The organism is Agarivorans gilvus (genome assembly GCF_001420915.1).
In the GTDB taxonomy this organism is placed as follows: Bacteria; Pseudomonadota; Gammaproteobacteria; order Enterobacterales; family Celerinatantimonadaceae; genus Agarivorans; species Agarivorans gilvus.
Genome location: NZ_CP013021.1, coordinates 984,516 through 1,004,401 on the forward strand (window position 1 = coordinate 984,516; position 19,886 = coordinate 1,004,401).

General features: G+C 40.9%; 17 protein-coding genes. 11 read left to right on the top strand and 6 right to left on the bottom strand.

Going from position 1 to position 19,886, the window contains the following annotated elements; all coding sequences use genetic code 11:
* Positions 1-154 precede the first annotated feature (154 nt).
* The 3 genes from AR383_RS04630 to AR383_RS04640 form a co-directional block, all read right to left on the bottom strand.
* A complete protein-coding gene (locus tag AR383_RS04630; protein WP_055732078.1) occupies positions 155-1,489 on the bottom strand; it encodes a sigma-54-dependent transcriptional regulator in 1,335 nt (444 codons plus the stop codon).
* Position 1,490: 1 nt separating this feature from the next.
* Positions 1,491-2,537 (bottom strand): sensor histidine kinase, encoded by a 1,047-nt coding sequence (locus tag AR383_RS04635; protein WP_055732079.1) that lies wholly within the window; start codon positions 2,535-2,537, stop codon positions 1,491-1,493.
* Positions 2,538-2,641: 104 nt separating this feature from the next.
* Positions 2,642-4,123 carry a sigma-54 dependent transcriptional regulator gene (locus AR383_RS04640; RefSeq protein ID WP_055732080.1) on the bottom strand — a complete coding sequence of 494 codons (1,482 nt, stop codon included), beginning with the start codon at positions 4,121-4,123 and terminating at the stop codon, positions 2,642-2,644.
* Positions 4,124-4,442: 319 nt separating this feature from the next.
* Between AR383_RS04640 and pseB the strand changes: the two genes are divergently transcribed.
* The 11 genes from pseB (at position 4,443) to AR383_RS04695 (ending at position 14,209) form a co-directional block, all read left to right on the top strand.
* Positions 4,443-5,444: a UDP-N-acetylglucosamine 4,6-dehydratase (inverting) gene (pseB, locus tag AR383_RS04645; protein WP_055732081.1), complete on the top strand. Its 1,002-nt coding sequence runs from the start codon at positions 4,443-4,445 to the stop codon at positions 5,442-5,444.
* Positions 5,441-6,589 carry a UDP-4-amino-4,6-dideoxy-N-acetyl-beta-L-altrosamine transaminase gene (gene pseC / locus AR383_RS04650; protein ID WP_055732082.1) on the top strand — a complete coding sequence of 383 codons (1,149 nt, stop codon included), beginning with the start codon at positions 5,441-5,443 and terminating at the stop codon, positions 6,587-6,589. The genes pseB and pseC overlap by 4 nt, the downstream gene beginning before the upstream one ends.
* Positions 6,582-7,277, top strand: coding sequence for a pseudaminic acid cytidylyltransferase (pseF, locus tag AR383_RS04655; protein WP_055732083.1), 696 nt, complete (start codon positions 6,582-6,584; stop codon positions 7,275-7,277). The genes pseC and pseF overlap by 8 nt, the downstream gene beginning before the upstream one ends.
* 1 nt (position 7,278) lies before the next feature.
* Positions 7,279-8,817 (top strand): UDP-2,4-diacetamido-2,4,6-trideoxy-beta-L-altropyranose hydrolase, encoded by a 1,539-nt coding sequence (pseG, locus tag AR383_RS04660; RefSeq protein ID WP_083481495.1) that lies wholly within the window; start codon positions 7,279-7,281, stop codon positions 8,815-8,817.
* Positions 8,810-9,871 (top strand): pseudaminic acid synthase, encoded by a 1,062-nt coding sequence (pseI, locus tag AR383_RS04665; RefSeq protein ID WP_055732085.1) that lies wholly within the window; start codon positions 8,810-8,812, stop codon positions 9,869-9,871. The genes pseG and pseI overlap by 8 nt, the downstream gene beginning before the upstream one ends.
* A gap of 79 nt (positions 9,872-9,950) precedes the next feature.
* Entirely contained in the window at positions 9,951-10,361 is a 411-nt protein-coding gene (locus tag AR383_RS04670; protein WP_055732086.1) for a hypothetical protein, read from the top strand.
* Positions 10,362-10,401: 40 nt separating this feature from the next.
* Positions 10,402-11,265 carry a glucose-1-phosphate thymidylyltransferase RfbA gene (gene rfbA, locus AR383_RS04675; RefSeq protein ID WP_055732087.1) on the top strand — a complete coding sequence of 288 codons (864 nt, stop codon included), beginning with the start codon at positions 10,402-10,404 and terminating at the stop codon, positions 11,263-11,265.
* A gap of 13 nt (positions 11,266-11,278) precedes the next feature.
* Positions 11,279-12,118, top strand: a complete 840-nt coding sequence (locus tag AR383_RS04680; RefSeq protein WP_055732088.1) for a class I SAM-dependent methyltransferase — start codon at positions 11,279-11,281, stop codon at positions 12,116-12,118.
* A 9-nt stretch (positions 12,119-12,127) separates the two neighbouring features.
* Positions 12,128-12,880 carry a phytanoyl-CoA dioxygenase family protein gene (locus AR383_RS04685; RefSeq protein ID WP_055732089.1) on the top strand — a complete coding sequence of 251 codons (753 nt, stop codon included), beginning with the start codon at positions 12,128-12,130 and terminating at the stop codon, positions 12,878-12,880.
* Between the two features lies 1 nt (position 12,881).
* Positions 12,882-13,535, top strand: coding sequence for an acetyltransferase (locus AR383_RS04690; protein WP_055732090.1), 654 nt, complete (start codon positions 12,882-12,884; stop codon positions 13,533-13,535).
* Positions 13,532-14,209, top strand: a complete 678-nt coding sequence (locus AR383_RS04695; protein ID WP_055732091.1) for a WbqC family protein — start codon at positions 13,532-13,534, stop codon at positions 14,207-14,209. The genes AR383_RS04690 and AR383_RS04695 overlap by 4 nt, the downstream gene beginning before the upstream one ends.
* Here the strand turns inward: AR383_RS04695 and rffA are convergent.
* Genes rffA through AR383_RS04710 form a run of 3 tightly spaced genes read right to left on the bottom strand, consistent with a single transcriptional unit; the run spans position 14,188 to position 19,877 of the window.
* Positions 14,188-15,327 carry a dTDP-4-amino-4,6-dideoxygalactose transaminase gene (gene rffA / locus AR383_RS04700; RefSeq protein WP_198150206.1) on the bottom strand — a complete coding sequence of 380 codons (1,140 nt, stop codon included), beginning with the start codon at positions 15,325-15,327 and terminating at the stop codon, positions 14,188-14,190. The genes AR383_RS04695 and rffA overlap by 22 nt on opposite strands.
* 12 nt (positions 15,328-15,339) lie before the next feature.
* Positions 15,340-16,986 (bottom strand): glycosyltransferase family protein, encoded by a 1,647-nt coding sequence (locus AR383_RS04705; RefSeq protein ID WP_055732093.1) that lies wholly within the window; start codon positions 16,984-16,986, stop codon positions 15,340-15,342.
* Between the two features lie 14 nt (positions 16,987-17,000).
* A complete protein-coding gene (locus tag AR383_RS04710) occupies positions 17,001-19,877 on the bottom strand; it encodes a motility associated factor glycosyltransferase family protein (RefSeq protein ID WP_055732094.1) in 2,877 nt (958 codons plus the stop codon).
* Positions 19,878-19,886: the final 9 nt, after the last annotated feature.

Genomic DNA, 19,886 nt, shown 5'->3' on the forward strand with positions numbered 1-19,886 from the left:
ATTCGGCGGCATTATACGTGAAAAGAGAACAAGAAGCCTCACCAATTTATTAACAAAAAACCGATTAGTGCGGACAGTTATCTCATTTTGAAATAAAAAAGCAGTATGACATTCCGACATACTGCTAAATTTTGTTCAAGTCTGCTAGATAAGTTTATGCGGGGAGCTCTATACCGGCATCTTTTATTCGAGCTAACTTATAACGCAAAGTGCGCGGGCTAATGCCCAGTTTTTCCGCCACAGCCTTACGCTTACCGTTACACGCCCGCAGCGTATCTAAGATAATTTGCTGCTCCTGTTGGCGAAGTTCGTTACCTAAGGGCTCTGCGACAGACGGCAAATCATCGATGTGCTCAGGCAAGGCTACAGGCGTCATCTGATTTTCAATGATCAGGCAATCGCTATCAATCACATCTCCATTAGCTAGAATAATTGCACGCTGCATCACATTATCTAACTCGCGAACGTTACCCGGCCAAGCGTGCGCCAATAGCTTTTGCTGAGCACTTAAGCTTAATTCAAACTGGCACTTGCTATGACGCGTTAATAAGTGTTGAGCCAACGGCAAAATATCTCCTTTGCGCTCAGCTAAAGGTCGCCAATGCAGAGGAAAGACATTTAAACGATAATACAGATCTTCTCTAAACTGACCCAAGCGTACAATTTCTCGCATATCACGGTTACTAGTGGCAATTACTCGAACGTCAAGCTGAATCATCTTACGGCTACCCAAACGTTCAACTTCACGCTCTTGCAATACGCGTAATAACTTGGCTTGTAGACCTAAATCCATTTCACTAATTTCATCGAGTAAAATGGTACCACCTTGGGCTTGCTCAAACTTACCCGGACAAGCTTTGATTGCACCGGTAAAGGCTCCTTTCTCATAGCCAAACAAGGTCGCTTCTAGCATGTTTTCGGGGATCGCCGCGCAGTTAATTGCCACAAAGGCTTGATCTTTTCGATTAGAGCAATCATGGATATAACGCGATAGCACTTCTTTACCGGCCCCACTTGGCCCACTGATTAATACCGAGGCTTCTGATGCGGCTACTTTTTGACTTAGCTTTAATAAAGCCTCAGTTGAGGCATCGCCATAAATAGGTTCTGTAGTTTCAACTTTACTTGCTGGCGCATAACGGCCTACTTGGTTAAGTAAAACCTCAGGTGAGAAGGGTTTAGAAAGATAGTCAATAGCGCCATCACGCATTGCCGCTACCGCGTCGTCAATTTTGGCATAAGCAGTCATCAACAGTACTGGGGTTTGCGGCCATTTTTGTTTGATGTTTTTGAGCAGGCTTAAGCCGTCCATACCGCCCATTTGAACGTCACTCACCACTAAGTCCACAGTCATCTCAGACAATAGTAGCAAGGCCGATTCAGCGCTTGAGGCTTGTTCACAAGCATAGCCAGCTAACTGTAAGGTATCGACTAAGGCTTCTCGTAATCCGGCGTCATCTTCAACAATCAGAATGGTAGATTGACTCATCTTAATGTCCTCCTACGGCCAGGTTTTGTTGGCAAACATCGGGTAAAGGTAGATCCACGACAAAGCGCGCCCCCTGTTCTGCGGCCTCCACCCTAATCTCTCCTTGGTGGGCATTCACTACGGATTTGACTACAGCTAAACCTAAGCCAGTCCCGTTTTGTTTGGTGGTATAAAAAGGTTCGAAAATTCGATTGGGATCAGCTTCTTTAATACCGCCAGCTTGATCCTCGATAGCAATTTGCAAAGCGCCATCACAATAAGCTGTAGAAACCAAAATGTCGCTATTGGGGGCACTTTGTTGAGCGGCATTTTCCACCAAATTAGATAAGGCAGAAACCAAAGCGTTGGCATTTACCAACAATGTAGTATTAGGCAGCTTAAGCACCCGTTTAAAATTCACTTGATAACGACGCATACAGGCCTCAGTTGCCGCCTGTAAACAATCAATAATCTGTTCCACCGAGACATCGCTAACTACCATTTTCTCGCCGCTTTTGGCAAACAACAGCATGTCATTAACTTGAGTTTCTAGATCGTTCAGCCTCGCCATCATTTTTCCCTGAAAATTCTCTCGGGCCTTATCGGATAAGGTTTTATTGGCGAGGTTAGAGCCATACAGCATGGCCGCTGATAAGGGAGTGCGAATTTGATGAGCCAAGGATGCGACCATTTTGCCCAAGGCTGATAAGCGCTGCAGTTTGGCCACATTGGCTTGAAGTTGCCGAGTATGGGTCATATCGGTCAATACGATTAATTGGCCTTGTCGGTCTTGCAAAGGCGATAAACTCAACTGCACTCTGCGCCCATCCACCAACGACAATTCATGACCATCATCAGCCTTGGGGGCGAATAAACGCGGCACAGCTTCTAGCCAGCGTTGCTGTTCTATGTCGTCACCGAGTAACTGCTTTGCCACCGGATTGGCTCTTGATACATAGCCTTTATTGTCCAGCAACACCAAACCTGATGGCATCACATCAAAAATCTGAGACAAATTGTGCTCAGACAAATTACTGCTGGGTTGCTGTTGAGTGTGCTGTGAAAGCATTGAGTAAGCTCCGCGTCATAAAACCGTTAACACTGCTTACTCAATCAAGTTTCGTGCCATAAAAAATACATTTAAATTCAATGTATTAATGGCATGAGAATGGCCTAACCTTCTTTACTCAAACCGTATTTACGCATTTTTTCCACCAGCGTAGTCCGGCGCATTCCAAGTTGTTCAGCGGCTCGCGCCACTACACCGTCTTGCTGATCGAGGGCTTGTTTAATCAGGTCGACTTCGAGTTCCGCCAACAATTCTTTTAAGTTGACGCCTTCATCGGGCAATTGCTGCACCGCGCCCCAACCATCATCTTCGGCCAGGTCACTCTGCTCTGCATCATCAAACAAGCCTTCAGGACTTGGATCAGAAAATACCGAGGCATCTTCATCGTTAAAAATGGCTAATAAGGCATCGCGCTCGGCTAGCTCAGGGCTGTAATTAGGCTCATAAGCTTCAGCATCAATATGGCGATATTTAGGCGGCAAATCATGCACATCAACAATTTGATTAGGATGTAAGATCAATAAGCGTTCAACTAAGTTGGATAGCTCACGCACATTACCCGGCCATTGGTGTTGCATTAAAGACTCAACGGCTCGCTGAGTAAAGCGCACCACCGCCGCGTGTTCTTCTTCGTGGCGATTAACCAACTCTTGCAACAGCAGCGGAATATCGTCTTGGCGCTCGCGTAGAGACGGCATCTCAATAGGGAACACATTTAAGCGGTAATATAAGTCTTCGCGAAATTTCTCTTGTTCAATCATTCGCTCCAAGTGACGGTGGGTAGCCGCGACCACCCGCACATCAGCATGAATAGGCTTACTGCCGCCCACCCGTTCAAACTGACGCTCTTGTAGCACCCGCAGTAGCTTAACCTGCATTGGCATTGGCATGTCACCAATTTCGTCTAAAAATAAGGTGCCGCCTTCAGCTAGCTCAAAACGGCCTTTACGCATAGCAAAGGCGCCAGTAAATGCGCCTTTTTCATGACCAAACAGCTCACTTTCCAGCAGATCTGGTGGAATTGCGCCACAGTTAATCGGCACAAAGGGGCCTTCACAACGAGCCGAATGGTCATGAATGGCTTTCGCTACCACTTCTTTACCTGTACCCGACTCACCTAGAATGAGTACGTTCGCTTCTTTGCCCGCCACCTGTTCAATTAAATGGCGAATTTCCTGAATAGCGATGCCTTTACCAATTAAATTTTGACGTAAGCGCTCGCTTCTCGCAGGAGTCGTTTTTCCAGGAAGATGAGTAAGATAGGCATCACAGTGGTGAAGTAATTGAGTGAGTTGTTCGTAACTAAAAGGCTGTTCTAAATGGCCGATTAAATTCGGTAAATCAGCGAGAGATTCTCCCTCTCCAACACTGAGAAAAGGATACTGAGGAAACTGGGAGATAAGTGCGGCGACATCATCATCGAGCTGCTTGCTAATCACCACCACTTTGTCGACACTATCTTGCTCGGCCAAACAATCAATTTGGCAGCTTTCACTAGGCTGACCAATAAACCCGAGCACCGTTTCAAGTTGCTTAGCTCTCTCTGCGTCGCTTTCGCAAACCAAAACGCGTTTGGATGCCTGCATCCTTATCCCCTGCTTAATAAGCTGCCATCTAGCAGTCTTAGTCAATTACCTTATAAAAATTGATTTTAAACAAGCGTCAAAAATACGCAAGACATTAGGCCGAAAACCGACAAAAATATGACGCCGCTACTATTTCGTCTATCAAATAACAACGGAAGGTGGCTTATTCAGCTACTAGGTGCTAATAAATTCGATATAAAATTCAAAAGCCTATGTTTTTTCGCTGAGCTGATAAATATTGGAGCAGTTATTGCTTTAGCAGTTTTAAGCTCGGAGACCCCCAGCCCAAATGGTATAAACCCGAATATATGGAAGTGTTATGTTTGATAATAAATCGATTTTGATTACCGGCGGAACAGGCTCTTTCGGCAAAAAATACACTAAAACGATTCTCGAACGTTATAAACCCAAACGTTTAATCATATATTCACGTGACGAGCTAAAACAATTCGAGATGCAACAGGTATTTGATGCTCCTTGCATGCGCTATTTTATCGGCGATGTACGTGATGCTGAACGCCTAACCCAGGCAATGAATGGCGTGGATTACGTCATCCACGCAGCGGCGTTAAAACAAGTTCCTGCGGCAGAATACAATCCCATGGAATGTATCAAAACCAATGTCTATGGCGCAGAAAACGTCATTAAGGCGGCCATTGCCAATAACGTTAAAAAGGTTATTGCTCTTAGTACCGATAAAGCGGCTGCTCCAATTAATCTTTATGGCGCTACAAAACTAGCCTCAGATAAACTTTTTGTAGCAGCGAATAATATGGTCGGTCAAGGACAAACCCGTTTTGCAGTGGTTCGTTATGGTAATGTTGTAGGCTCACGCGGCTCTGTGGTCCCCTTCTTTAAACGCTTAATCGACAATGGTACAGACCATCTCCCTATTACTCATGAAGAGATGACTCGGTTTTGGATTACCCTGCAACAAGGGGTGGATTTTGTACTGAAAAACTTTACCCGTATGCATGGCGGGGAAATTTTTATTCCTAAAATCCCATCGGTTCGTATTGTCGATTTAGCTAAAGCCTACGCTCCTGAGCTGCCCATTAAGATCGTGGGTATTCGCCCCGGCGAAAAACTACATGAAATAATGTGTCCAAGTGATGACTCTCACTTGACCCTAGAGTTCGAAGATCATTTCGTTATTTGCCCCAGCATTAAGTTCTTCAATGGCGAGCATGACTATGGCATTAACCAAATTAACGAACAGGGACATCCAGTTGCCGCAGGCTATGAGTATCATTCAGGAACCAACCCTGAATTTTTGAATACCCAGCAAATATTAGAATTTGATAAGCACTCAGTACTATGATCCCTTATGGTAAACAACAAATCAGCCAGCAGGATATTGAGGCAGTTATCGCCACGCTGGAGTCTGATTTTTTAACTCAGGGACCACAAGTCCCTGCATTCGAACGGGCAATTGCAAAAGCACTTGGCGCCCAGCATGCAATAGCGGTGAATTCAGCAACCAGCGCCCTACACTTAGCCTGCCTAGCGCTAAACGTTGGCCCTGGCGATCATGTTTGGACTAGCCCGATTACTTTTGTTGCATCAGCTAATTGTGCCCGTTATTGTGGGGCTGAAGTGGACTTTGTCGATATCGACCCCGTTAGCTACAACATGTCGGTAGAGGCCTTATCAACTAAGCTTAAACAGGCTGCGGTAATCAATGCCTTACCCAAAGTAGTCATCCCTGTGCATCTTTGTGGGCAAGTGTGTGATATGCAAGCGATATACGCCCTATCACAGCAGTATGGTTTTAAAATCATTGAAGATGCCAGCCACGCAATTGGGGCTAACTACCAACAACAAGCCGTTGGCAACGGGCGTTATAGTGACATCACTATCTTTAGTTTTCATCCGGTGAAAATTATCACCACCGCAGAAGGCGGTATGGCTTGCTGTAACGATGCGGAACTCGCGGACAAAATGCGCTTGCTGCACTCACACGGCATTACTCGTGATCCTGAGCTAATGCTCGAAAACAGCCAAGGCCCATGGTATTACCAGCAACTAGAGCTGGGCTTTAACTATAGAATGACTGAAATGCAGGCGGCGCTGGGCCTGTCGCAATTAAACAATCTTAAGCGATGGATTGAACAACGCGAGCAATTGGCCCAAGCATACGATGACTTACTAAAAGACCTCCCAGTCAAGCTGCCAATACAAAGCCCCATGCAAAACTCGGCTAGGCATTTATATGTCATTCAAGTCGAAGCCAACAAGCGGCTATCACTATTCAAGTATTTACGAGCTCAGCAGATTGGAGTAAATGTTCACTACATCCCGGTTCATTTACAACCCTACTACCAACGACTCGGCTTTAAAGCAGGCGACTTTCCGCAAGCTGAAGACTATTACCAAGGCTGTTTAAGCCTGCCTCTCCACCCCGGCTTAACTGAGCAACAGCAACACTACGTGGTGGAAAAAATAAGCGAGTTTTTTAATGAGTAACATAGCGATTATTCCGGCACGCGGAGGCAGTAAGCGGATCCCCCACAAAAACGTCAAGTTGTTTTGCGGCAAACCGATCATTGCTTACAGTATCGAAGCAGCCCTCAATTCAGGCTGTTTTGACAAAGTCATAGTATCAACCGATGACCCCGAAATTGCCGATATCGCAGCTCACCATGGCGCAGAGATTCCATTTTTACGGCCACCAGAACTCAGTGATGACCACGCAACAACAACACCGGTGATTCAACACGCCCTGCAACATTTTTTGCCGCAGGAAAACTTCGATTTTGCCTGCTGTATCTATGCCACTGCCCCATTTATCACTCCAACGTGGCTTAAACAAAGCTATCAATTGCTACAGCAGCATGACACCGAATATAGCTATCCGGTGGTTGCATTTCCCGCACCAATACAACGCGCCTTAGAAATAGAGCCCGCGTCACAGACCATTAGAATGAGCCAGCCAGAAAATGTCTTGCTACGAAGTCAGGATTTACCACCTCGTTATTACGACAGTGGTCAGTTTTACTGGGGTAAAAGCAGCGCTTTTCTCAATGCCACGCCGATCTTAAGCGCAAAAGCTAAGGCCCTAGTGCTAGAAAAATCCAGTGTGGTAGATATTGATGACGCCCAAGATTGGCTAATCGCAGAAAACCTTTATCGTAGCCAATATTCACAGGCCTAGTATGAGAATCGCGATTAGAACAGATGCATCAGCAGAGATAGGGACTGGGCACCTCATGCGTTGTCTTTGTTTGGCAAAATGCTTAGCCGAGCGAGGACACCAGATACTCTTCATCTGTAACCCTTTACCTTTAAGCCTTAAGCAACAGCTAGCGGCCTACTCTTTGCCACTGTGTGAACTGGCTGAAGCCAAGCTCCCCATTCAGCAGCATGCCCCGCAAACTTGGTTGGGACGCAGCCAAGATCAAGATGCTCAACTGACCATTCAAGCCTTGGCTCACCATTCCAGTGAGTCATGGGACTGGCTGATTGTAGACCACTATGCCATCGACCAGCGCTGGCAAAGCCTACTGCAAAAGCAAGTAAAAGATATTCTGGTGATTGATGACCTAGCCAACCGCCAACACCATTGCAGCATGCTCATCGATCAAGGACTTAAGCGCAAGCTCTCTGATTATCAGCCGCTTCTTGCGCCTCCATCAAGTACCTTACTAGGACTTGACTACTGTTTATTACGTGAAGAATTTCAACACGCCAAACAGCAGCTACGACGCAAACCGCCTAATCAGAAACTAAAACTGCTAATCAACATGGGCGGAGCAGACTTAGGTAACATGAGCTTAAAAATATTGCACTTGCTTGAACAAAGCCGCTTTGCCGCATCATTAAGCCTTACTATTATCACTGGGGCCGCTTACCCCTACCAAGAGCAATTACAACAGCAATTATTGCACAGCCCCATCCCAAGCCAATACTTTCATGATGTTAGTAACATGGCACAACATTTACTTGCAGCCGATATCGCCATCGGGGCTTGCGGAGGAGCAGCTTGGGAGCGGGTAGCATTACAGCTCCCCAGTTTGTGCTTAGTCTTGGCTGAAAATCAACAAGCTAACGCAAGGGCTTTACAAGATATTAAGGTTGCACAGGCACTAGAAGAGTTAGAACTCAGCACGCCCCATGCACTGGATAAAGCCATTAGCCAGCTGCTCACTGACTACGCAAGTATCACTGCAAGTTGTGAGAAATTAATCGACCTAAACGGCAGTAGCCGAATCGCTGTTGCCATGGAAAGCCAGCAAATAAACCAACAAAGGCATGCCTACCTAAAACTAGCTAGCCCCAGTGACAGTGAGACACTGCTGCGTTGGCAGCAGCATCCGAATACCCGGAAATTTGCTTTAAACCCAGCCACTCCAGTACCCGATGAACACCATGCTTGGTTTAAGCAGGCCTTATCCAATCCGGCTGAACATATTTTTATTATTAGAGTCAATAATCAGGATGTGGGCTGTGTCAGAACAAGCCAAATGGCGCGCTTTGGCCATTATCTTGTATCTATCTATATTGCCCCTGAACACTATCAACAAGGCTTTGCCAGCATGGCCTTAACTCAAATCCGACAGCTATTACCTCAAGCCTTCTTTCATGCCACCATACTGCCTGTTAATATTCCTTCTAAAAAGCTATTTCAATCACAAGCTTATATCCAAGTGAATCAGCAATCGTGGTTACAACCACCGAGGCCAATACATGACTAACACGGTATACATCAACGGACGCGCCATCGGCCCACAACATCCGCCCTATATCATTGCAGAGCTCTCAGCCAACCATAATGGTAGCCTAGCTAATGCCCTGCTCTCCCTAGAGGTTTTTAAGTCTTGCGGTGCTGATGCAGTGAAAATTCAAAGTTACACAGCAGATACGATGACCATAGATTGTGACCGCCCTGAATTCAAAATCCAGGGAGGGCTATGGGATGGCTACACGCTATACGAACTCTATAAAGAAGCTCATACGCCCTTCGAATGGCACCAAGCCTTATTTGATAAAGCGGCAGAACTGGAGCTAACATTGTTTTCTAGCCCATTCGATGAGAGCGCGGTCGACTTACTGGAAAGCTTAAACGCCCCAGCCTACAAGGTTGCTTCTTTTGAGGCAACAGATCTTCCTCTAATTGCCTACATCGCCAAAACCGGTAAGCCTTTAATTATCTCTACCGGTATGGCCTCTCTTGAAGAAATTGAAGAAGCCGTAAGCTGTGCTAAAAATAACGGGTGCCGTGAGCTAGTACTACTCCACTGCATTAGTGCCTATCCTGCTCCTGTCGAGCAAGCCAATCTAGCCACTATACAAGATCTAGCAAAACGCTTCGGCTGTGTAGTGGGACTATCTGATCACAGCTTGGGAAACATCGTCGCAACCACAGCTGTCTCACTAGGTGCAGCTTTAATTGAAAAGCATGTCACTTTAGACCGAAATCAGCCGGGACCTGACTCTGCTTTTTCACTAGAGCCTCATGAACTCAAAGAATTATGTAATCAAACCAAACTCGCCTGGCAGGCCGTCGGACAAATCGACTATTCCCGTAAAAAGTCAGAAGAGGCCAATCTCCAGTTTCGTCGCTCAATTTACTTTGTAAAAGAGATGCGAGCCGGAGAAAAAATTAATAAAAAGCATATCCGAAGAATAAGGCCGGGCTTAGGTTTGGAGCCAAAGTTTTATGAACAACTGCTAGGCCGTGAAGTTGTACAAGATATAAAACCTGGCATGGCATGTGCTTGGAATTTACTAAAACCGATTGATAGTTAAAATAAAAACTGAGTTCGTGGTGCACCGTTGTTTCGGTGTACCCTGCGGACAATTCAAACAACTAATTTAGGTAATGAAGATGAGTGAATCAATCAACATCAGCGAACTAATGAAAGCCACGGCCAAAGATGCCATTGACTTTGCAGCCAATGAATTTAACGTAACGCTGGACTATTCTGAAGAAAGCGTTTCACTGGTTCAAGCTATCATTAGCAAAATCGATATACTTTCACTTGATGACAACCAGTTATTTACTCTTTCATTTATGTATGGTGCTTATCTTGGCGAAGTGTTTATTCAACATGTTGGAGGTAACTGGCTCCATATAGAAGAGAGTGAAGATGAGCCACCACAAACCTTTGTTGCTATAGGTGAAAACACCATTGCTTTTCCGGGCAAGGTCTACCAGGCATTAACTAGTAGCGATGATCAAAATTTAGATGAATATTATTGTGAACTAGTCCACAGCCATCAACCCCAAGCAAATTAAAGTACTTTCAACTAATCGTAAACCCGGTATGGAGCAATGCATGAAAGGAATTATTCTCGCGGGAGGATCTGGTACACGCCTTTACCCCATTACACGCGGCGTATCAAAGCAACTGCTACCGATTTACGATAAACCGATGATCTACTACCCTCTGTCAGTGCTGATGTTAGCAGGTATAAGAGATATTTTGCTTATCACAACTCCTGATGACCAGCGCCATTTTATCGACGTATTAGGCGATGGTAGTGACTTTGGTGTCAATTTATCATATCAAACTCAAGCGAATCCTGACGGTCTTGCTCAAGCGTTTATAATTGGTGAGTCCTTTATTGGCAAAGACAATGTTGCGCTTATTTTAGGTGACAACTTTTTCTATGGTCCCGGCTTTAGCCCAAAATTGATGAAAGCCCGCCAACGTAAAAATGGCGCTACAGTGTTCTGCTATCAGGTACAAGATCCCGAACGCTTTGGCGTAATTGAATTTGACAGTAAAAACCGTGCAACATCAATCGAAGAAAAACCTAGCTCTCCCAGATCGAACTCAGCCGTAACCGGTTTATATTTTTATGACAATGACGTCATAGAAATAGCAAAATCGGTACTGCCGTCTGAGCGAGGAGAACTTGAAATAACCAGTGTCAATCAAGTTTACTTAAGCCAAAAAAAGCTTCACGTTGAATTGTTAGGGCGAGGATTTTCTTGGCTTGACATGGGAACACATTCAACCATGCTCGAAGCAACTCAGTTTGTCGAAATGATAGAACGGAGGCAGGGCTATAAAATCGCCTGCTTAGAAGAAATAGCATACAATAAATCTTGGTTAAACAAAGAAGAGCTTAATAAGTCCATTCATAAAATGGAAAAAAGTAGTTACGGACAATATTTAAGTGCAATAATAAAATAATGGTATATTAAAAATGAACAAAGCTAATGAGAACGAAACACTTGAAGCAAACAAGATTATCCATACAGCCTTAGTAACTAGTGGCGCATACCAAAAAAGCCCACATTTTAAGCCAGAGAATCAGAAAAAAGTTAGGCAGATAATAAAATCACTATCTAAAGACTTAGGAAACGAAAGTAAACTAATAGATTTTGGATGCGGAACCGGCTTCATTCTCAATTTAAGCAAAGACCTATTTTCCGAGCTCCACGGTGTAGACATAACACCTGAAATGATAAATCGCGTTGATACCAGTTCAGGAAATATAATCTTAAATATATCTAAAGCAGAAAAAACTCCTTACAAAAACAACGAATTCGACATGGCAACTGCTTATTCATTTATGGATCATTTAAGTTCTCCTAATGTTTTTCTAAAAGAGGTACACCGAGTTTTAAAACCTGGTGGTATTTTCTATTCAGACTTAAACCCAAATCGACATTTCATCCAATCCTTAAAAATGGAAGATAAGAACAAAAAAACCAACAGCCCACTGATAAATCGTGAGATAAAAGCAGCAATACATAATGGCGAACATTACCATGAACTATATGGAGTAAGCCCTGAATCACTGGAAAAAGCAGAACCTATAAAAACAATTAACCATGGATTTTGCCCAGAAGAAATAAGAAAAACCGCTGAAAAGATCGGATTTAGTGAATGCAACATCACCTACGATTGGTTTATAGACCAAGGAAGAATACTAAACAATGAGCCAGAAGGAAATTCAGACATTATTGAAAACTACTTAAAAAGCGTTCTTCCTTTATCATCGCACCTTTTTAAGTATATAAGAATAATAATGAAAAAGTAATCATTAAACATGAAAGAAAATTTTAAAAAAAATGGTATAGTAATAATTCCAAATGTCTTTGACAGTGCAATGTTGTTCAGACTAAAAAAAGAGCTTCTTGCTGCTACAAAAAAAAATCTATCGGAGCAAAAAGCAGATATATTTGATAAGGGCATGGTACACAATTGTATGCTACATGGAGAAAGCATGCTGGCTCTTCTTGATAACCCCCAAATATACCACTACGTTACGTCTTTATTTGACACTAATGCAATATTATACGCTTATCAATCATCAACTTTAATGCCTCACCAAAGTAACTATGGTACACGTATACATGTAGATAGCCCTAGATTCATAAATAATTACTTAACGAATATTGGCCTAATAATTCCATTGGATGACTTCACTGAAGAAAATGGAGCAACCTATTACCTACCAGGGTCCCACTTAAACGAGAAATTACCTGATGAAGAATACTTTCGCAAGAATGCAAAACGGGCAATATGTAAAAAAGGTAACTTAATCATTTTTAACGCTCGCCTAGTGCATGCAGCAGGCACTAACAACAGCAATCAAGAACGCTGTGCTTTAACTATGAACTTTTGTCGCTCTTATATGAGACAGAGATTCGACTTTCCCAGACTAGTACCAAATGAAATAATTAACAAGCTTGGTAATAACGGACGCCAGTTTCTCGGTATGAATGTAAGGATGCCTACTTCTCTAGAAGAATTCTACCTTCCAGAAGAACAGAGATTATATAAGCCAAATCAAGGGTAATATGAAAAAGCTAATAATATTTGGAGCCGGCGATTTAGCACGACTAGTCAGCTTTTACATAGAAGAGTTAAATGAAACTAAAATTATTGCCTATAGCGTAGACGACAAATATTACACTAGCGAAACATACTTAGGTAAACCTTTAATCCCATACAGTAGGATTAAAAGGTATGCTGGCACACTAAACACTCCACCACTATTGGTTACAATAGGCTATGCAGATATGAAGGCTAGAGAAACTATTTTTAAAAGAATTAAAAATGATGGTTTCACAACCACCAATTTTATTGGATCTAAACTAGCAAAAACGTGTAAATTAGGCACAAACAACATTATCCTTCCGAATGTACAAATAGAGCCCTTCACAGAGATTGGGGATAACAACATATTTTGGAATGGGTCACATGTTTGTCATGACGCTAGTATAAATAGCCATAATTTTTTTGCGGCCAACTCACTTATAGGAGGAAATGTTATAATAAAGAACGGCTGCTTCATAGCATTCAATTCAACTGTAATTCAAAATGTAACAGTAGAAGATGATACCTTACTTGGAGCAGGAGCAGTACTAACCGAATCAAACAAAAAAAACAGAAAATATTTAGGCTGCCCAGCTAAAGAAGTTGGAAAAAACACGAGAGGTATTAAATTATGATTCGAGTATCTATTCTTCAAACCAATTACATACCATGGCTAGGGTATTTTTACCTAATATCTAGATCTAATATCTTTGTAACTTACGACATTGTGCAGTATACAAAAAATGACTGGAGAAATAGAAACATAATTCGTACAACTAACGGCCCTCAATGGTTGACCGTTCCTATACATAAAACCAAATTAAGTGATAATATAAATACAGTGACCATATCAAACTCTTATTGGATGAGAAAGCACTGGATGAGCATTGAACAAAATTATAGCAAGTCCCCTTTTTTTGAAGAAACTTATTCTAATTTCAAAAAAATCTACAATAAGAACTGGGAATTTCTGTCAGACTTAAACAATGCGTTAATAAGGGAAGTAATGAAATGTCTAGAAATAAAAACGAAAGTAGTGAACGCAGAGTCTTTAGCCCCTATAGGTGGCAAGAATGAGAGGATACTAGACATATGCAATAAATTAAATGCAACTACCTATATAACAGGCCCTGCAGCAAAATCATACCTAAACAAAGAAACATTCGAAGACAATGATATAAATATAGAGTGGATAGATTATTCAACAATACTCAGAAAATTTGAGGGTAGATACTCCGTTTTAGACACCATATTCAACAACCTTAATGATGCAAAGCTAATTATTAATCACCTAGAGCCATCAAAGTAGAGCCTAACTCTAGAAATAACTTTTTCTACATCCTGCTGCCGCATATTATAAAACAAAGGCAAACGAACCAACGTATCACTAATATTGGTTGTATTAATATCCTCTCCCCAAAAACTGCCATATTTTCTCCCAGCTATAGAAGAATGAAGAGGGACATAATGAAAAACAGCGCATATACCGACGACATCTAAAAAGTTTATAAAATCATCTCGTAATTCTTTACAACTTAATCGAATAAAATATATATGAGCATTATGTTTGCATTCACTAGGTACTTCAGGAAGAATAACATTCCATCGTTTTTTTTCTGGGCGAAAAGCTCGATCATAACTATTCCATATACTCATTCTCTTTGCAGTTATCGCATCTAATTTTTGCAATTGCCCCCATAGATACGCGGACTGCAACTCACACGGCAAATAGCTACTTCCGATATCTACCCATGTATACTTCCCTACATCACCTCTTAAATATTGAGAGCGATTAGTTCCTTTCTCCCTAATGATTTCTGCTCGGGATTTCAAAGAGGCATCATTTATAATCAACACCCCTCCTTCACCACCACTGGTAATATTTTTTGTTTCATGAAAACTATAGGCTGCCAAATGTCCGAAACTACCCAATGGCTTACTTCTATAATAGCTTCCTATTGCTTGGGCAGCATCTTCAAGAAGATATATTCCATGTTCATCAGCAATCATAGCTAATTTATTCATATTACAAGAAAGCCCAGCATAATGAACGGCTACAATTGCCTTTGTCTTTTTAGTTATTGCTTTTTCGAGATGGCGTATATCCAAATTTAGTGTATGTGGATCTACGTCAACAAAAATAATTTTTGCACCTCTCAATACAAAAGCATTAGCTGTCGATACAAAAGTATAAGAAGGTATTATTACTTCATCACCTGGGGATATATCGATCAATAAAGCCATCATTTCTAAAGCATGGGTACAGCTAGGGGTGAGTAGCGCTTTTTCACAAGACGTGCTCTGCTCAAACCATCCTTCACATTTTTTGGCGTACATCCCATCACCAGAAATCTTATCACTGGCTATAGCCTTGCTAATATAAGCAATCTCATTGCCGGTAACTGCGGGTCGATTAAATGGTATCAAAGTCATGTCCTTCTAACACAATCCACAATCCCACAGTATTTTTTCAAAAGAATTACCAGACAAGGTAACGTCATCATAAATACTTATAGCTTTATTTTTTTGTTGCTGAAAAAACTCCTTATCAAATATACATTTAAAAATGAAATCGAGCATAGAGTTATAATCAGAAAATGAAAATTCATCTTGAACCCACCACGAAACATCACTATATCTTTTAGCTAGAGTAGCAACAGGAACGCTCGCCCCTAATGCCATCACAGCACTAGTTCCACTACCTGTTCGGTCAGGATTGAGGTATAAGTCCATAATCTTTAAAAACGAAGCTAAATCTTGCTGATATGGAATAACAAATGATGCCCTTCTTAAGGGTAAATCAAAATTATTTAAAATGGACTCATCACAACCAACAAATACTATGCTAACGGACGGCGTTGAGCTTATAATACGCTCTAACAGTTCAACAAAATTATTATCAATCTCTTCCTCTAAGCGATTACCAACTATTGCGATAAGAAAGTTATTTTCAGGTAGAGAAAAGTCCCTTCTCGCTAAAGGTAAATAGTTAAAACGTTTTGGGTAATACCTCTCTAAAATTAAGTCATCGACAGATCTATTTTTTTCGCACTCTACCGGATGATTCAACAAAAGTGGATTAGAATATATAACCAATGGAAGTCCTGATGAAGTTGGATGCATAATAATAGGAATAGAGGAACCTGCATGTTTAGACAAATAATCACAAAATAAGTTACTATCTGAAACAGAAATAACCAAATCCACTTCATTATCTAGAATAGAAGATAAAGCGACACTATACTCATGAAGGCTATCTACCTGACAAAATGGTATTTTTACTCCATCGTGAATTACATTATTCTCACGACCTCCTGCTTTACTAATTTCGATGTTTCCCTCTGAAAACAGGCTTATATCAATGCCCACCCTTGAATATTCTGGAACATAATTGAACGTTGTTGAGCCAACATAAAAAACACTATACTTCCTAGGAAGACAAGCTGTATTTATGATACTAACATCAAAACCCAGTTCATTGTATTTCTTCGCCATTCTAACGGCTAGTATTGTTGGCGCATGTTTAAGCCCTAAAAACTGGTTAGTAACAATAACTATTTTTTTTCTTTCTCTTTCCTTGTTACAACCACTTACTCCAGAAATGGAATTTATCGAAAGCGTCTTTTCGAATAAAGGAGAGATAGATTTATCAAATAAATTAAAAACCTTCTTATACATAGAGATAAGACAAGCACCAACTTCTGAATAATCGAATAATTGCCGATTAACAAAAACCTCTCTCAAAACCTGCCAATAAATGAACCAAGCGCTATTAAAATCTACATCAGAAGATACAATATACTTTTCAATCTCCTTAACTGCCGCTACTTTATCACCATATTTCACATGAATAGAATAAAGGCAAATCAAAAATCGGCCATCATCGCTTGATAATCTTTCTAGTTCTGAAATAATCAAGTTGAATATTTCATTAGCTTTTGACTCATCCTGTTTTGAACTATCATCCAAATCAGCTAAAAACTTAGTTAAATATTGAGATGCAGATTCTGGTGTTATCGTACCTGTTGTTAAATTAAATATTTCACCAAATACTTTACTTTCTCTTAACCTTAAATCAAAAACCATTTTTCACCTTTGAATTAGCCAAATTCAGCACCTTCCAATGGCGCATTAGTTTTATCGAACTCACCATAATGCTCTAAATAAAACGCCTTCGCATCATCTAGATAATTTTTCCAGACATCAATTGCATCGGCCAAACGCTCCATGCATAAAGACTCATCTTCTGCTGAAAATGCCAACCTTGTCATATAGGTTAAACAAAAGGATCCACTACCTCGTAATAAGAAATAAAAAAGACTATGCAAATCTTGGGCAGACTCTTTGAAGAGTTTATCTTGCCTATCCATTTTTTCTAAAGCCTGTTCCCAACTCTCGCAAGGTTGCTCCCACAGAGAGCGAACCTTATCAAAATGGTAGTTAAACGCGTCTTGAGAGTAAAAGCTATCGAATGAGTCAATAATATCTTTACTAACAGATTTATACGCTTCATTTTTCAACCTAGCTTTAAACTTGTTTTTATCGACGACAGGATTTAAAAGTAACACCGAATCAAGAGTTAAAGGATGTGTATTTTCGATGAATGCCCCATCACTGGTGTTATAGCAATCTACATCAGGCGCTTCAGCTAATGATTCTGAAATAACTTCAGCTGAAAATTTAAATTCGTGCTTAGTAAACACATCGTCACCAAAATTTCCTTTTACTCTAAAGCCAATTCCGTGTCGATTGTAATCATATAAAGCTTCACCATCCTTTTTATAATATGCAGAGTGTTGACTATGATGGCGGCTCACATCTTTAAAGCCCAAATCCACTCCGAATAAATATAAATTTTTAAACCCTAACTTTATCAAAGATGATATAGCACAATTGGAAACTGTAGGATAAGAATAAAGAATACCTTGAAATTCATCGAAAACAGAATTCATTCGTCCGTATGCAACTGTAGAAGCCTCTCCTAATTTCATACCTAAATAACAGTCTTTAAACAAAGCGGCAACATTAGGGTGAACTCCACATACAGATACAAGAGAAATATCCTTGAGCCAATGCTTATCTGGAACCTGAGAAATCCACAAAGTTGTTGCATTAGTCTGCTCCACCTCTGCATGGAAGTCAGGTTTAATACCAAGTTCATATAAAGCCTTCAAGCTAGTGCCACATGAAACGATAACTGCCTTATCTATATTTTCTTTAATAACATCAATACTATGATCTAACGAAGGGCCATTACCAACAATAAATACAGGCGTGTTCTTTAACTCGTCTTTAATTAGAGCAGGCTTATCCTTTAGCATTACATAGCAATTGTCTTGCTTAAGTAAGTGGCTGGTATGAGCTAAGTTGAAGATAGAGTGATCAAAATATTCAATGATATTAGTTAATATTTGTAGCTTTTCACGAGTCGTTCTAATGCTCTTATCTAAATTCTCATTGAAGTAACTCGTAAAAAAGAAGGTGTATGGTAAAATATTTATCCCTCTATGTTTCAATAAGTTATGTATATCATTAAATAAGTTGCTACCATCATCACCAATACTTAAGTATAAGTGACGCTCTTCTTGCTCCGCTATATTAATTATTTTTTCCCAATTAATAACAAATAACGAAGCATAAAAGAAATCCCAGCTTGGCTCATAAAGGGTAAAATGATCCACCTTATGCTCTAAAAGCAAGGTTTCAATGTGGTGACCTAAGCTACATCCGTACATAATAAAGGAAGGTATTTTTTCTGGTAGCTGACGCCGTTCACTTGGTAACTTTTGAACCAATCGCCGCAACTCATCAGAATACTTGTAGTGTAAAAATGGACTTGGTTTTCTTAAAATATACCTAGCATCCAAATTCTCGATCCGTGGAGATTTTAAGTAATGTTGGTAATATTGACGAGATTCTTGCATTGGAGACTCAGAAAATAACATATCACCATTGATACGATGAAAAAGGTTGAGCTCTCCATTAGGCATAGTAAATAACTGCCAGAATGTTAAATCATAGCCATCGAAAGCGTGTGCTACGTCAGGAAAATGTTTACGTAAAGTGTCAAAGTTTCTTTTAAATCGACTGTGAGCAAGAGTTACTTGATGAGTATCTTCAACACTCTGGCTCGGAACAGCGTCAACCCAGCAATCCATGAGAGGGTTATTACATTCAAACTCCCTATCCCTAGACAAATCAATTGGCTGAAAACTATTAAAGTTGCCCAAGGCAACATCACCCGCAGCCAAGGCTAAATCTAATTGGTTAAACTCATTGTAATGATAGTGGCGCACTAAATAACTATCATTTAAAGAACAATGATCAACCCATTCGTCAATATGCTTAAAGTTATTTTTGCCATCAACTCCTGCCACCAAACTAAATTCACACTGTTGTTGACTGACATAGCGGAGGACCGACATCCAATTTGCAGTATATAAGGATATATGTAGCAACTCTAAAGATGGCTCAACCAGTAAAACTTTATTCCAAGATTTTGATGCCAATAACTTATCTAAATGTAACCCTAATCCACTCCCTAGTATAATTAGATTATCGCTAGCCTCACCCAGAGGCTGATAGTTTATACCTAAGTCAGGAAAATAGCTTTTTAAAGAACTGCCAGGCTTAACAGTACTTGGCGGCTCTGATGCTTTATTAGGTGTTCGCTTTGATATTAGTGAGAACTTAGAAAAAGACTGAAGCTGTTTATCTACCTGCTGGTAAGGGTTTAACTTATATAAAGCCCGCCCTTTTAGGTTATTACTTACATTTAAATATTTAGCTTTAGTGACAAAGGGGGCATAGGTTTTTAATTGGCACTTCCCCACCGAGTTAGCTAATTCTGGGAATAATTGACTAAAAGCCTTAAAGTTTTGATAAAAACGTCGTTTAGTAAATGCGCCCATACTTGCTTCAAGCTGCTGTTGAGTCTCTTCATCAGGATGAACTTGATAACTAACATTGAAAAGCATCTGTGCTCT